Source organism: uncultured Roseobacter sp., from assembly GCF_947495275.1.
Lineage (GTDB): Bacteria > Pseudomonadota > Alphaproteobacteria > Rhodobacterales > Rhodobacteraceae > Roseobacter.
In genome coordinates, this window is the sequence record NZ_CANLYL010000001.1 from 65,559 (window position 1) to 80,309 (window position 14,751).

The following is a 14,751-nucleotide window of genomic DNA, read 5'->3' on the forward strand; positions in this document are numbered from 1 at the left end:
CGCTGCCCCTAGCGCTCCTGCCCCTCGATATCAAGCGGCGCGCGGCGTTTGGGCGGCGGCGCACGTGTTTCCCCCTCAGCCAGAGGCACGTCGGGTTTTGGTGCCCGGAACAGGTCCCGGATACCTCCCGGCGTCAAAGCGGTCAGCGGGTTCACAAACACATCGGGATTTTTGGCCGTCCCGGTGATCGAATAATTGAACGCAAACAACCCCTCGCCCTTTCGGGTGAAAATGCTGCCAATACCGTTGAGCAGATAAACCGGCGTGATGACGCCCTGCATTTGCAGCCGCCCCGTGTCTGTGGCCAGCACGCCGTCCATTGAAATCCCCATCGACGATCCGACGGCACTGCCTTCACGCAGGGTAATCCGTGAGGGTGACAGGCGGAAATCGGCGTTCACTTCGGAGAAATAAAGGCTGCCACCCCCCTCCACATTGAAGAGACCCACGATGCTGACGGCATTCAGCAACGCCGCCATAGCCGGAGCATCCACGACGCTCGTGTCCAGCACGCGCAGGGTTCCATCAAAGGCGCCCCCTGTACCCACCGGCAGCAGTACCAGTTCAAGCTTGCCGCCGCGCCCTTGTTTCATCACGCCTGCGGATGCGAAAACCGCCCCTGCATCATTGGCCGTCAGACGAATGGCGCTGCGCCCGCCTTGTGGAATGACCCGGCCCGTCACGGGTGCGCCGCCGTTGACGCGGCCCCGGAATGTTCCGTCGAGCCCTGCCCCCGTCGTGAAGTCGCCCCGCATATCGTTTATTGATATGCTGTCTGTTACCTTGAGCGTGTCCAGCGCCACAGTCAGCGGCGCGGAAGCGGTGGCGCTGCTAGTGCTGCCGGGCAGATTGGCTCGGCTGAGATCGACCCGCCCGCCCCGCACGACAATGCCCACCGGCTGCCCGGCGCCGCGCCCGACCAGATCAACCGGCGCGTCCAGCCAGTTCGAAATCTGCACCTTTGTCAGGCTCACACGATCAAGCTTGCCATCTTCGTCCAGCAGCACGGTGCCTTTGGCGGCAAGTCCGGGGGCCTCCAAAGAGATGCCCTCGACATCCGGCACATCGCCCAGCTGCGCGGAAACAAGCAGGGTCGCCGGGGTTGCGGGGGCCTTGGACCACCCAAGCGGCGGGATGGCCAGACCAATGCCACGAAGATCGGAGCGCAGTTGAAGGTCCGGCGGGGTGCCTTTGACAAGTGCAACATTGATGTCAGCACGACCCTTTCCAGTAACATACCTGTCAGGCAGCGAGATTTTGAATGTGTCGAGCGCTTGCGGCGTTATTTCCACCTGACCGGTGACTTTTCCCGGTGTTCCCGGGGCGCCCAGCGGTTGCGCCCAGACAACGTCAAACGGCACGCCGCTGAGATCGCCCTGTCCTTGCAGCTGCACTTCTGCCTCCGAGGCTGTCAGCGCCAGAGCGGGCGCGCTCAAGACATAGTTCTTGACCAGAATATCGCTGCGCACACTCTCAATGCGACCAGAGACATCGAATTCGACCTCATCCACTTTGGTTTTCTTTTTAAGCGGCAAAGCAAGAGTGCCCGACAGCAAGGCCCGGCCTTCCGCCAATGCAACAGGCAAAGCCGCCTTCTGCATGACATTCAGCGGCGGCTGATCGAGCATCGACAAAACGGCCGTGACGGTGGAATTCGTAAGCAGCCGCACGACCGCCGGCGTTTCCTCCTTTGCCTTTACGTCCGGGATGATGAACGAAGAACCTGTGATCGTAACGGGCCCTCCTTCGGGCGCGATTACCTCGCCGTCATCTATGACCAGCACGAAACGATCGCGCAGCAAAGATGCATGTCCCTTGCCACCCTTGATCAGGGGCATTTCTTTCAGAAATCGCACATCGGCCTCGGCAAAATCAAAACCGAGGTAGGTCTCCGGTGCCTGACCGGCAGACCACCGCAAAGCGGCAGTGGCATCATGCAATTTTCCCGCGAAGACATTTTCCGACAACCACGTTCGGGTTTTGGGCTTCACCGCTTCCGGCCAAAGCTCCATCAGGCGCCCGGTATCCAACCTGTTCATTTCCGCATCAAGTGCGATATCCCAGCCGTTGGCATCTGCCCCCAACGTCCCTTTGGCCGTCAGCCTGTTTCCTTGATCAAGGATGTCCAAACGACCCACCTTCAGCGAAAATGGCCTCAAGGACAGTCGAAAATCCAGCTCTGCCTCGGCAATCGACACCGGTTCCTTATAGAAATCCGCAGGGTCGATCTTGAGATCTGTCAGCCTGAATTGGCCCACCAGATCCTCCAGGCGCTGGGTCTCATCCGCATTCAACGCGGCACTGCCTTCAAGTCGGCCGCTGACCCATTTGCTCTGAACCGAAAGCTCGTCAAAGCGCAGCACCCTCTCTGCCGGCTGATAGCTGAAATAACTGCGCGCACCGTCGATGGGAATTGGCAGAGATTGCGCGGTCGGCTGGATCACACCAGCGCCGATCTGCAGGGTCGCGTTCAGCGGATTGATGCTGCTGTCCTCATTCACACCGCCCCGCAGCGATCCAGAGATTGGCGCATCCAGCACGCCGAGCCAGGCAAAGGCAGGGCCTTGAGCGGCAATGTCTCCGGCAGCCACATTTGCAAATGTCACGCCGAATTCCGAAGCTTGCTCCCCGATGCGGCCTGCGTAGTTGGCCGCGACAGTTGCCACCTGCGCCCCGCCTCCCAAGACCGCCAGATCAACTGCAAAGCGAAGATCGTCCTCTTCGCGCACCAGAGAAATTCTTCCACCGTCAATGGTCCAGCCGCGGCTGGCGCGGGCGTCTTCATATCTAAGCGTCAACCCCTGCAAGGTGGCGCGCGACAAACGTTCCATGAACGGGCGCAGCAGAAAATCATCCAAGTCAGAGACCAATTGCGCAAGGTTCGGCGCTTCGCGCGCTACCGAAGCCGTACCGATCCCGCCTTGCAGCGCTATTCGCCCTTCGGCGCTACGTTTGAGTGTCAGGAAAACACCGTTCAGATCGAGCGAGGTCAGTTGCAGCTTTCGCTCCAGCAGACCATTCAAGGACAGGCTGGCGCGCATCTGCGAAAAACTGATGACTTCGACGCCATCCAGTGTCGTTGCGCGAACATCTTTCACCTGCATTCTGGGCCGCCACCCCTCATCCAGAATCAGCAGCATTTCGCCATAGGTGATCCGGGCATCCGGAATGGCCCCGGCGATCCGTGTGTCCACGATTTCACGCGCCCATTCCGGCACGATGATCGTGCGATCCTTGATCCAGAAAGCACCCGCTGTCAGGGCACCCGCGATTAGCAACAGGAATGCGACCAGACCCCCCGCGAGACGGCGGCGCTTTCGACGTGGCTTTTCTGGGGCTGATGTATCTGTTTGCAAAACGGGCTGCGGCTTCCGACGCTTGAAGAATTCGGTTGGCTCAATTCAGGATGCAAGCCTTCCCTCTGGCCTGCGCTGCTCACTTATGGCACTGCAGTACAAACCATAAAAGCCAAGAGAGTATCATGCCAGAGATTTCAAAGCCGGCTCCCGATTTCACCCTTCCCAGCAGCGACGGTTCAGAGGTGACACTATCTGCGTTAAAAGGTAATCCCGTTGTTCTGTTTTTCTACCCGCGAGACAACACACCCGGTTGCACAAAGGAAAGTATCGGCTTTTCCGAACACCGCGACGCTTTTGTGGCGGCGGATGCCATGGTTTTCGGAATCTCCAAGGACAGCCTGAGCAGTCACGAAAAATTCATCGCCAAACATGATCTGACCGTCCCGCTTTTGTCGGATGAGCATGGGTCGGTGTGCGAAGACTATGGGGTCTGGAAAGAAAAGAACATGTACGGCAAAAAGTTCCTCGGCATTGAACGCACAACCGTCCTCATTGCAGCCGACGGGACGATCGCTCAGATCTGGCCCAAAGTGAAAGTCCCGGGCCATGTGGATGCGGTACTTGAAGCGGTGCGCGCCTTATGAAGCCACTGGCTGAGATGGCCGAGGCGGTGTTGCGGACAGCGGACGGGCGCGAAAAGACGGCGCTGTCACGTCGGTTTGCGGCAGATTGGCAGGCCGCGCGACAGGAGGGTGCAACACCTGAAGTCGGCACGGCTAACCCGCCCCTGCACCCGGCGCGCCCGGAGACGCCGGAGCTTTTAAGCCCGCGCGACGTTCCTCGCCGCAGACCGGGGACACCGCAGGGACGCATCGCCCTGTTGCACGCGGTGGCCCATATAGAACTGAACGCCGTGGACCTGCATTGGGATATCATTGCGCGGTTCACGGATGTTCCGATGCCCATGGGGTTCTACGATGATTGGGTGAAAGCGGCGGATGAGGAATCAAAGCACTTCAACCTGATGTGCGATTGCCTCGAAGAACTGGGCAGCCATTACGGCGCGCTGCCCGCACATGCCGGAATGTGGCGGGCGGCCGAAGATACCGTTGAAGATTTCATGGGGCGTCTTGCGGTTGTTCCGATGGTTCTTGAGGCACGCGGGCTGGATGTCACACCGGGTATGATCGAAGTGTTTCGCAAGGCAAATGCTGCCTCCGCTGTTGCCGCGCTGGAAACGATCTATGCCGAAGAGGTGTCTCATGTTGCTTACGGGTCAAAATGGTTCCATTTTTTGTGCGGGCGTCATGACGAAGATCCCAAAGTGCGGTTCCATGCTCTCGTGCGTCAGTATTTCCACGGGGCGTTGAAACCGCCCTTCAATGAGGAAAAACGCGCCGAAGCGGGCATTCCCCCGGACTTCTACTGGCCACTGGCAGAGGCCCTCTGACCCGCTTTCGCCTTGGGAAACAAGCGATATTTTGCCGATTTGCAACAATTCAACGCGAAGTAGTACCGGGACAAGCAAACAGGGTTGCCCCCCACACACGGCCTCATTAAGCACTCCGGGGGGAGAGGAATTCAGGCAGTCGACAACCTGCGCTCTCTCATGCGGAACGAGCAGAGAGGCACTTTTGTGCGGACAAGACTGGCCATCAAAATTCACGGATTGCTGGAACAGCAGTTCCCTGAACGCCGGGTCTTTCTCAAGTCCGACACAGATACCCGCTTTATCCGCCTGCGCCCTGAAACGCAGCTGATCGCCTTTGCAAGTGGCGCCGTGCTTGTCGCCTGGACCATTGTTGCCACCGCAATTCTCTTGATGGACAGCATTGGCGCGGGGAATTTCCGCGAACAAGCAAAACGCGATCAGATGACCTATCAGGCGCGCCTCAATGAGTTGTCTGGGCAGCGCGACAGGCGCGCCAGCGAAGCGCTGGCCGCACAGGAACGTTTTAACGCGGCTCTTGATCAGATTTCTCAGATGCAATCGCAGCTTCTGGCCTCCGAAACCCGTCGCCATGAGCTTGAGACCGGTATCGACGTGATCCAGACCACACTGCGATCAACGATGAAAGAGCGCGAAGCGGCCCGTCTGGCACTTGCCTCTTTGCAAAGTGAGGCAACCCAGGACCCGGCAGACACCCTTTTCGCGGCCAAGGATGCCGGTGCCCCGGTTGATTTCCTGGCTGATGCCCTCGCCCGCACAGCCGCCGAACGGGATCAGGTCGTTGCGGACGCTCAGCAGGCGCTGGACCATGCGGACGAACTGGCGCTTGAAATTGCGCTGATGAAAGAGAACAACGACCAGATTTTCCGCCAACTCGAAGAGGCGATGACGGTATCGGTTGAGCCGCTCGACAAGATGTTCAAGGCGGCGGGCATGCCCCCCCAGCGCATCCTTGATCAGGTGCGGCGCGGCTATTCCGGTCAGGGCGGGCCCTTGACGCCCCTCTCCTTTTCCAGCCGTGGTGAAGAGCTGTCACCCGATTTTCTGCGCGCCAACCGCATCCTCGAACAGATGGATACGCTGAACCTCTACCGGATCGCCGCTGAAAAGGCGCCTTTCGCGATGCCAGTGAAGAATGCCTTCCGTTTCACCAGCAGTTACGGTTTTCGGCGTGACCCAAAAACCGGCGGTCGCCGCATGCATAAAGGGGTCGATTTCGCCGCGCCCTCCGGCACCGATCTTTTTGCAACGGCGGATGGCGTCGTGATCCACGCAGGGTGGCAATCGGGCTATGGCCGTCTTGTCAAAATCAAGCATGACTTCGGGATTGAGACACGTTTCGCTCATCTGTCAAAAATTCGCGTCAAAGTTGGGCAAAGGGTCTCGCGCGGCGATCACATCGGTGATATGGGTGCCTCCGGACGGGTGACCGGCGTGCACCTGCACTATGAAGTGCGTGTCGGTGGGAAAGCTGTAAACCCAATGATCTATATCAAGGCTGCAAAAGATGTTTTCTAAGAGCAAAATCAACGAACCAGGTGCCAAACAGGCCGAATCTGACACACCAGCATCGGCGTCCTCTGCGCCGGCGACTCCCAAGCAGACCGAATACAAGGCCAGCACACCGCCAAAAGCGAAGCCTCCTGCCTCTGTCTTGTCCTCCGATCTGCACGTGACGGGCAACATGAAGACAACCGGCGATATCCAGGTAGAAGGCACAGTTGAAGGCGACATTCGCGCCCATTTGCTGACCATCGGGGAGACTGCCACCATCAAGGGCGAAGTTGTCGCCGATGACGTGGTTGTCAACGGTCGCATCGTTGGCCGTGTCCGGGGCCTCAAGGTGCGTCTGACATCGACGGCACGGGTTGAGGGCGACATCATCCACAAGACAATCGCCATCGAATCCGGTGCTCACTTCGAAGGATCGGTACAGCGTCAGGACGACCCGCTGAACCCCGGTGCAAAATCGACACCAGCGGCGAAGCCAAACCCGGCGTCCTGAAAAAGCGCTACCTGACAGACAAAAAGGCGTCACGAGGTGGCGCCTTTTTTGTTTTTAAAACCTCTCCCCAATCCCCGAAATGCTGTTCCAAATACCGCATCTATTGATGTTTCGTATGCGGACAACGGACGAAACCGTTCTCGTGGTATTGGCGCTTGCGGCAGGCGATATGCTCAGATGCGAGCGGGGTGGATTTTGAACTAAGAACCTGCCTGACGATTGGGACCTTCTCGATCTCATGACGGGAGGTTTGATGTCGGATCAATATCTTCCGACCCTGCGCCGCCGTTTGCATGAAGATATGCGGACCAAGGGGCTGCAACCGAAGACACCGAGAATGTATCTGCGGGTGATGCGCGATTTCAGGCGGTTCCTGGGGCATTCGCTGGATGCGAGCTACCGGCGTTCCAGCTCGATATGAAGGAACGGGGCGTTGGTGCGCTGACCTTCAGCAACCGGTTGACGGTGTTGGGCTTCTTTTATGCCACGACGTACCCACGCCCGGAAATGAAGCGACACATGCGCTATCAGCGTGCCTGAGGCGCGTCTTCGAGACAACGGGCTCGGCGATGATGGGCCATCCCCAGGTACACGTCATCGCGCCGAGAGGGGTACCGCCCGATGGGGCATGTTGGATCGCCTGCCGCGCGGGGTTCTTCCTGCCGGTGAGGGTGCTGTCATGGTTGTTCAGGCGCTTGGTCCTTGAAGGGTGGCTTCGATTGCACAAGACAGGCAAGCCGCGCTTCTTCAGCAATCTGCCGGGGTTTGCAGACCCGGATACCTTTGCCGCCGATCTCGCACCCCTGCGCAAAACCGACTGGGTCTTCTATACATTTGCACTGCCTGCCGTCACACAATCGCTGGCCTTGCACATCGATCACCGCAGCCGCAGCCCCCAAGCACCGAAGGCCGCCCGGCTTCCCCCTTGCCAGATTTGTCGCCGCTCCAGCTCACGCTCATAACAACCAAAAAACATAGACGAGGCTGCCATCCGTCGGCAAAGCAAAACAATATGCGCATTTATGCCGTCTGGCTGACAGAATTCGCTGACGGCTGATGCGCTGACCATAAAGTTCCCCTTTATTTGCCGATACGGCTGATCTTTAGTGATGGTCACACAACTATAAAATGGACAGGGCCATGAATAAACAAGTTGCGGAATTTATTGGTACATTCACGTTGGTACTATTCGGCTGTGGATCGGCGGTAATCGCCGGCTCAGACATTGGCCTTGCGGGGATCAGCTTTGCCTTCGGATTGGCGCTCGTCGGGATGGCCTACGCCATTGGTCCCGTATCTGGCTGCCACATCAACCCGGCCGTGTCTTTGGGAGCCGTGGCCGCGGGCCGGATGACGCTTGCCGAAGCGACCAAATACATGATTGCGCAGGTTGCGGGGGCCATTGCTGCCGCAATTGTGTTGATGTTGATCATGTCAGGTAAGGTAGACTACTCAGTGGCGGAAAACGGTCTGGGCCAGAATGGTTGGGGCGTGGGATACCTTGGCGAATATAGCCTGGTCTCCGCATTTGTGTTTGAGGTCGTGGCAACATTCTTGTTCATGACAGTGATCTTGGGAGCAACGGGCAAAGGCGCGCCAGCATCGATGGCGGGCCTTGCGATAGGCCTTGCGCTCGTGGTGATCCATTTGGTTGGCATTAACGTCACGGGCGTTTCGGTAAATCCAGCGCGGTCTATAGGCCCTGCGCTGTTCGCTGGTGGGACGGCAATTGCACAGCTTTGGTTGTTCATCGTTGCCCCGATCATCGGGGCGGTCGCAGCAGGATTGTTGTTCAAGACCGGCACGCTCGACGCCGCCAATTGATCGCCAATCGACGAGCGCCGGAAAGCGCCTGTCTTTTGGCGGGCGCTTTCTTCAGAGCCGCAGATGGTGCTCGGGCCGATGAGTGCCTGTCGCTTTGAGCATATTGCTGCCCCGTCGCAAAATGCTTCCCTCAGGCATCTGAATTTTGAAAGTGATGGGCTGCAGTCAAAACCAGAGGTTCGGTTTGGATTTCGCGGGGCGTGGCAGCGGAGGCGTGCTGCTCGTCGTATTCAAAGAGACAACATCCGCGTAGCGAATATTGCGGACATTCCGGAAACCCGCCAATATCAAGATATGTCGATACGGATCGCTACTCCGGCGGATGTCGAAGGTTGGGTTGCACTGCGTGCTCAGCTTTGGGGTGACACTTCGCTAGACCAGCATAAAAACGAAGCAGCGGCGATGCTCGCCAAATCGCCTGAAGAAGGTATCGCCTTCTTGGATGTCGTCAATGATGCCGGCATCCGGGCGTTCGCGGAAGCGGCCTTGCGAAATGATCATGTAAACGGATGTGAGACTTCACCGGTTGCCTTCCTTGAGGGTATCTTCGTGCACCCCGATGACCAGGGTTCAGGCATTGGCAGGCAATTATTGAGGTCGGTTCAATCATGGGCGCAAGAACGGGGCTGCTCAGAGCTTGCATCCGACGCGCATCTCGACAATGAGGCAAGCCACGCGTTTCACCGCGCCTTGGGCTTCGAAGAGACAAGCCGCGTCGTTTATTTTCGAAAACCACTATAGGTCGGGTTTTTCAAGCTGCACGCATTGGTGACGCGCGCGGCGCTCTGAGCAGAGAAAACGCAACCCATGACCGGCGTTGGCCACGGGTCGCTCAGGTCAATGCTTCAGTCGGTAACGGTGACCGTTTGCATCACATCCGGTGCGCCGATCACCGCACCATTTGGACCGGCACCAAGTTTGATCGCATCCAGTACCTCCAGCCCTTCGGTCACACGGCCGACAACCGTATATTGGCCGTTCAGGAAATAGCCTTCCTGAAACATGATGAAGAACTGGCTGTTGGCACTGTCGGGGCTCTGCGCACGCGCCATGCCCACCACGCCCCGGTCAAAGGGCACATCAGAGAACTCCGCCGCAAGGTCCGGCCCTTCGGAGCCACCAGTGCCCGCGCGCCGCATGTCTTCGCCCAGCTTGCCGAACTGCACGTCACCCGTTTGCGCCATGAAACCTTCGATCACGCGGTGAAAGACCACACCATCATAGGCCCCACTTTCAGCCAGCGCGGTGATACGTTCCACGTGACCGGGCGCTACATCTTCGAGCAGGTCGATCTTGATGGTGCCGCTGGCCTCGCCTGCGACTTCGATCTCGATACCGGTGGCCATTGCCGGGCCAGCCAGCATAAGCGATGCAACAAGCGCCTTATGCATCGGCAGCCACCTTGACCGAGATCATCCGGTCCGGTTCCGCTGGCGGCTCGCCCCGGGTGATGGCATCAACATGTTCCATACCGGACGTCACCTGCCCGTAGACGGTGTATTGACCGTTCAGGAAATCATTATCCTTGAAATTGATAAAAAACTGGCTGTTGGCGCTGTCGGGGTTTTGCGACCGCGCGGCCCCGATGGAGCCCCGGGCGTGCGGGATCTTGGAGAACTCGGCAGGCACATTCGGCAGATCAGAACCACCGGTTCCCGCCATGGACAGATTGAAACCGTCTTCCATATCGCCGTGCTGCACGTCGCCGGTTTGCGCCATGAAACCGTCAATCACACGATGAAACGCCACATTGTCGTATTGTCCTGAACGGGCAAGTTCCTTCATGCGTTCAACGTGTTTCGGGGCAACATCGGGCAGCAATTCGATGGTGACAGTCCCCCCCTTGAGTTCCATCAGGATCGTGTTTTCAGGGTCTTTGATTTCAGCCATCTGGCACTCCTTCACAAATTGGTTGCCGATTACCTAAGCCGTGACGGGCAGAATGCCAAGCAAGTCCATTGACGTCTGAGCAGATAAGCGCAACACACGGGGCCAGTGGGAGCTGAAAGGAAAAGGTGATGGGCTGGAAAACACTCGATGACATGGATTTGGCCGGAAAACGTGTACTTGTGCGTGTCGACATCAATGTTCCCGTCGAAGATGGCCGCGTCACAGATACCACGCGGATCGATCGCATCGTGCCAACGGTCAAGGACATTCTGAAGGGCGGCGGCATGCCCATCCTGCTGGCCCATTTCGGGCGTCCAAAGGGGCAATATGTCCCCGAGATGTCGTTGCGCGTGACCCTGCCCGCCCTGGAGGCAGCACTAGGTCAGGCCGTGATCTTTGTCGAACGCCCCGATCCGGACATGCTGGCGGCACTGCCCGCTGGTAGCGTCGTGCTGGTCGAAAACACCCGCTTTGCCGCAGGCGAGGAAGCCAATGATCCCGGCATGGCGCGGTTTCTCGCCAGCCTTGGCGACATCTTCTGCAACGACGCATTTTCCGCCGCCCACCGGGCCCATGCCTCCACAACCGGGGTAGCGGAGCTCTTGCCTTCCTGCGCGGGGCGCTTAATGCAGGCGGAGCTCTCCGCGCTGGAAGCAGCACTGTCACATCCAACACGCCCCGTAGGTGCCGTTGTGGGCGGTGCCAAGGTTTCAACCAAGATCGCCCTGCTGGAAAACCTCGTCGGGCGGCTGGACCTTCTCGTCATCGGTGGCGGAATGGCAAATACGTTTCTCACCGCCCAGGGCGCGCAGCTTGGCGCATCGCTTCGGGAACCGGATTTTATCGACACGGCCAAAACAATCATGGCGCGTGCCCAAAAAGAAGGATGCCGCATCCTGCTGCCTGTTGATGGGTTGGTGGCGCGCGAATTCAAATCCGGTGCAGACCATGAAGTCATTGCTCTTGGACCAGAGACGATCCTCGCAGACGATCAGATGGTGCTGGATGCCGGGCCGGAGAGCGCGCAGGCCGTTGCCGATGCATTCAATGATCTAAAAACGCTGATCTGGAACGGCCCCCTGGGTGCTTTTGAAATCAGCCCCTTTGATCGGGCCACAAATGTTGCCGCCGCCGCGGCCGCAGGTCTCTCCGAAGCGGGAAGTCTGATTTCTGTTGCCGGAGGCGGCGACACCGTCGCGGCTCTCAATCAGGCCGGCGCGTCGGATGATTTCACCTATATCTCGACGGCAGGGGGTGCCTTTCTGGAATGGATGGAAGGCAAGGAACTTCCCGGGGTCGCGGCTCTCGAACATTGATCATATCGCCTTTCTTTGGCAAAAATGCCCGCTTTTCAGTGTTTTGCAATCAGAGGGGATTCCCAGATAGCGCCAAGTGTGTCATAGTCTGATCACGCCCGCCAAGAGGCGACCAAGAGGCACGACCATGACCCGCAGTTCACGCCCCGCTCTGGGAACCTTTATCTTCTTTGCCCTGTCTTTGGGATTGGCGACCTATTTTACCTTCGCGGCGGTTCAGGGGGATTTCGGGTTGTTTCGGCGCGCCGAGATCGTTGCTGAGGCAGACGCGTTGCAGGTGCAGCTGGAAGACGTTCGGGGCGCTGTTGTACGCATGGAAAACCTTACGCAGAGGCTGTCCGACGACTACCTGGACCTCGATCTTCTTGATGAACAGGCACGCTCCGTTCTGGGAATGATCAGGGCTGACGAGATCGTTATTCGCTGATCCAAAACCCTGAAACCAACCCATCTGGCTTGCCGATTGACCGCGCGTCATATTGCCTCTCGCATTGCCCTAACGAATCCGATAAAGAATAGTTTAACGCTAAACTATCTGCCCGGAGCCGGGCCCGATGAGGGAGGATTGCCAGAATGGCACCGCGTAAATCTGCCAAAAAACCTAATGTGTCCGCGGAGGAGCTGAAGGCCTATTACCGCGATATGTTATTGATCCGACGGTTCGAAGAAAAAGCGGGCCAGCTCTATGGCATGGGTCTTATTGGCGGGTTTTGCCACCTTTATATCGGTCAGGAGGCAGTTGTTGTCGGTCTCGAAGCTGCCGCCGAAGAAGGCGACAAACGCATCACTTCATATCGTGATCACGGGCACATGCTGGCCTGTGGTATGGACCCCAACGGTGTTATGGCCGAACTGACCGGACGCGAAGGTGGGTATTCCAAGGGCAAGGGTGGCTCCATGCACATGTTCTCGAAAGAGAAACATTTCTATGGGGGTCACGGCATTGTCGCAGCACAGGTTCCCCTGGGCGCAGGTCTTGCCTTTTCCGATAAATACAAGGGCAACGACCGCGTGACATTCACCTATTTCGGGGACGGCGCGGCAAACCAGGGTCAAGTCTATGAGGCCTATAACATGGCCGAAATCTGGAATCTGCCAGTGGTTTTTGTGATTGAAAACAATCAGTACGCCATGGGCACTTCGACCAAGCGGTCCACCCACTCTCCAAGTTACTGGGAGCGCGGGGCGGCCTACGGCATCAAGGGCGAAGAAGTCGACGGCATGGATGTCTTGGCTGTGAAAGCAGCAGGTCAGAAGGCGGTTGAAACCTGTCGCGCGGGCAAGGGCCCCTATATTCTCGAAATCAAAACCTACCGGTATCGCGGCCATTCGATGTCCGATCCGGCGAAGTACCGAACCCGCGAAGAAGTGCAGAAGATGCGTGACGAGCGCGACCCGATCGAGAATGTACGCTCGATGCTGCTGACAGGCAAACATGCCACCGAAGACGACCTCAAGGCGATCGACAAGGAAATCAAGACCATCGTGAACGAAAGCGCCGAGTTCGCAAAAACATCACCTGAGCCCGCTCTTGAGGAGCTCTGGACCGATATCTACGCAGAAGTCGAGGAGGCTTGATCCATGGCAACTGAAATTCTCATGCCCGCGCTGAGCCCGACCATGGAAGAAGGCACATTGGCCAAATGGCTGGTCAAGGAGGGCGACACGGTCGCTTCCGGCGACATCATGGCCGAGATTGAAACCGACAAAGCCACGATGGAATTCGAGGCCGTTGACGAAGGCACCATCGGCAAGATTCTGATCGCCGAAGGCACCGAGGGCGTCAAGGTCAACACCGCTATTGCGATCCTGCTGGAAGATGGTGAAAGCGTCGACGATATCGATACCTCAGCCGCGACGCCGGAGGCAGCGCCCGCTGCCGACGCGGGCAACGAGGCGGCCCCTGCGGCCACCGAGGCGCCCGCCTCCGCCCCCCCGGCAGCGCCTCAAACCGATACCTCACCGGATTGGCCCGAAGGCACTGCTCTCAAGGAACAGACCGTGCGCGAAGCATTGCGCGATGGCATGGCAGAGGAAATGCGCCGCGATGATAGCGTTTTTCTGATGGGCGAAGAAGTCGCCGAATATCAAGGCGCCTACAAGATTTCTCAGGGCATGCTGGATGAATTCGGCGCCAAACGCGTGATCGACACGCCGATCACCGAACACGGCTTTGCGGGGATCGCAACCGGAGCGGCCTTCGGTGGCCTGCGGCCCATCGTGGAATTCATGACCTTCAATTTCGCCATGCAGGCCATTGACCAGATCATCAATTCCGCAGCCAAAACCCTCTACATGTCCGGCGGCCAGATGGGCGCGCCCATGGTCTTTCGCGGACCCAACGGGGCTGCTGCCCGCGTCGGCGCGCAACACTCACAGGACTACGCCGCCTGGTACATGCAAGTGCCGGGTCTCAAGGTTGCGATGCCCTACTCCGCCTCCGATTACAAAGGCCTGATGAAAACCGCAATCCGCGACCCCAATCCGGTGATTTTCCTCGAAAACGAAATTCTTTACGGCCGCAGTTTCGATGTCCCTGAGCTCGATGACTATACGGTGCCGTTTGGGAAGGCACGTATCTGGCGCGAAGGATCTGACGTGTCCATCGTCAGCTTCGGCATTGGCATGAGCTACGCACTGGCAGCAGCCGATCGACTGGCCGAAGAGGGCATATCTGCCGAGGTTATCGACCTACGCACCCTGCGCCCCATGGACACAGGCAGCATCATCAAATCGGTGATGAAGACCAACCGCTGTGTCACGGTTGAGGAAGGCTGGCCACAAGGTTCGGTCGGCAACTACATCTCGTCGGTGATCATGCAGGAGGCGTTCGACTACCTCGACGCGCCGGTGATCAACTGTACCGGCAAGGATGTACCGATGCCCTATGCAGCAAATCTCGAGAAGCTGGCGTTGGTCACGACGGACGAGGTTGTCGCCGCCGTTAAACAAGTCACCTACAAATAA

General features: G+C 58.2%; 15 protein-coding genes. 12 read left to right on the plus strand and 3 right to left on the minus strand.

What is annotated here, in order from left to right; translation table 11 throughout:
* Positions 1-8: 8 nt before the first annotated feature.
* On the minus strand, positions 9-3,356 hold the full coding sequence (locus Q0802_RS00325; RefSeq protein ID WP_298911915.1) for a DUF3971 domain-containing protein: 3,348 nt from the start codon (positions 3,354-3,356) through the stop codon (positions 9-11).
* A 125-nt stretch (positions 3,357-3,481) separates the two neighbouring features.
* Here Q0802_RS00325 and Q0802_RS00330 point away from each other — a divergent pair, with 125 nt between their 5' ends.
* The 8 genes from Q0802_RS00330 (at position 3,482) to aac(6') (ending at position 9,319) form a co-directional block, all read left to right on the plus strand.
* Positions 3,482-3,943, plus strand: a complete 462-nt coding sequence (locus tag Q0802_RS00330; protein ID WP_298911917.1) for a peroxiredoxin — start codon at positions 3,482-3,484, stop codon at positions 3,941-3,943.
* Entirely contained in the window at positions 3,940-4,749 is an 810-nt protein-coding gene (locus Q0802_RS00335; protein ID WP_298911918.1) for a ferritin-like domain-containing protein, read from the plus strand. The genes Q0802_RS00330 and Q0802_RS00335 overlap by 4 nt, the downstream gene beginning before the upstream one ends.
* Before the next feature lie 186 nt (positions 4,750-4,935).
* Positions 4,936-6,267: a M23 family metallopeptidase gene (locus tag Q0802_RS00340; RefSeq protein ID WP_298911920.1), complete on the plus strand. Its 1,332-nt coding sequence runs from the start codon at positions 4,936-4,938 to the stop codon at positions 6,265-6,267.
* On the plus strand, positions 6,257-6,754 hold the full coding sequence (locus Q0802_RS00345) for a polymer-forming cytoskeletal protein (RefSeq protein ID WP_298911922.1): 498 nt from the start codon (positions 6,257-6,259) through the stop codon (positions 6,752-6,754). Before Q0802_RS00340 ends, Q0802_RS00345 begins: the two co-directional genes overlap by 11 nt.
* A 253-nt stretch (positions 6,755-7,007) precedes the next feature.
* Positions 7,008-7,175 (plus strand): hypothetical protein, encoded by a 168-nt coding sequence (locus Q0802_RS00350; protein ID WP_298911924.1) that lies wholly within the window; start codon positions 7,008-7,010, stop codon positions 7,173-7,175.
* Positions 7,144-7,716: a transposase gene (locus Q0802_RS00355; RefSeq protein WP_298911927.1), complete on the plus strand. Its 573-nt coding sequence runs from the start codon at positions 7,144-7,146 to the stop codon at positions 7,714-7,716. The genes Q0802_RS00350 and Q0802_RS00355 overlap by 32 nt, the downstream gene beginning before the upstream one ends.
* Before the next feature lie 178 nt (positions 7,717-7,894).
* On the plus strand, positions 7,895-8,578 hold the full coding sequence (aqpZ, locus tag Q0802_RS00360; RefSeq protein ID WP_298911930.1) for an aquaporin Z: 684 nt from the start codon (positions 7,895-7,897) through the stop codon (positions 8,576-8,578).
* 294 nt (positions 8,579-8,872) lie between these two features.
* Positions 8,873-9,319, plus strand: a complete 447-nt coding sequence (gene aac(6'), locus Q0802_RS00365; RefSeq protein ID WP_298911936.1) for an aminoglycoside 6'-N-acetyltransferase — start codon at positions 8,873-8,875, stop codon at positions 9,317-9,319.
* 104 nt (positions 9,320-9,423) lie between these two features.
* Here the strand turns inward: aac(6') and Q0802_RS00370 are convergent, their stop codons facing one another.
* Positions 9,424-9,969, minus strand: a complete 546-nt coding sequence (locus Q0802_RS00370) for a peptidylprolyl isomerase (RefSeq protein WP_298911939.1) — start codon at positions 9,967-9,969, stop codon at positions 9,424-9,426.
* Positions 9,962-10,468 (minus strand): peptidylprolyl isomerase, encoded by a 507-nt coding sequence (locus Q0802_RS00375; protein WP_298911942.1) that lies wholly within the window; start codon positions 10,466-10,468, stop codon positions 9,962-9,964. The genes Q0802_RS00370 and Q0802_RS00375 overlap by 8 nt, the downstream gene beginning before the upstream one ends.
* A 128-nt stretch (positions 10,469-10,596) precedes the next feature.
* Between Q0802_RS00375 and Q0802_RS00380 the strand changes: the two genes are divergently transcribed.
* From Q0802_RS00380 to Q0802_RS00395, 4 genes are all read left to right on the plus strand, one after another.
* Positions 10,597-11,784: a phosphoglycerate kinase gene (locus Q0802_RS00380; RefSeq protein WP_298911945.1), complete on the plus strand. Its 1,188-nt coding sequence runs from the start codon at positions 10,597-10,599 to the stop codon at positions 11,782-11,784.
* 127 nt (positions 11,785-11,911) lie between these two features.
* Positions 11,912-12,211 (plus strand): septum formation initiator family protein, encoded by a 300-nt coding sequence (locus Q0802_RS00385; protein WP_298911948.1) that lies wholly within the window; start codon positions 11,912-11,914, stop codon positions 12,209-12,211.
* A 146-nt stretch (positions 12,212-12,357) separates the two neighbouring features.
* Positions 12,358-13,362, plus strand: coding sequence for a pyruvate dehydrogenase (acetyl-transferring) E1 component subunit alpha (gene pdhA, locus Q0802_RS00390; RefSeq protein ID WP_298911951.1), 1,005 nt, complete (start codon positions 12,358-12,360; stop codon positions 13,360-13,362).
* Positions 13,363-13,365: 3 nt separating this feature from the next.
* The gene (locus Q0802_RS00395; RefSeq protein ID WP_298911953.1) at positions 13,366-14,751 is read left to right on the plus strand and encodes a pyruvate dehydrogenase complex E1 component subunit beta; all 1,386 of its coding nucleotides are present in this window, start codon (positions 13,366-13,368) and stop codon (positions 14,749-14,751) included.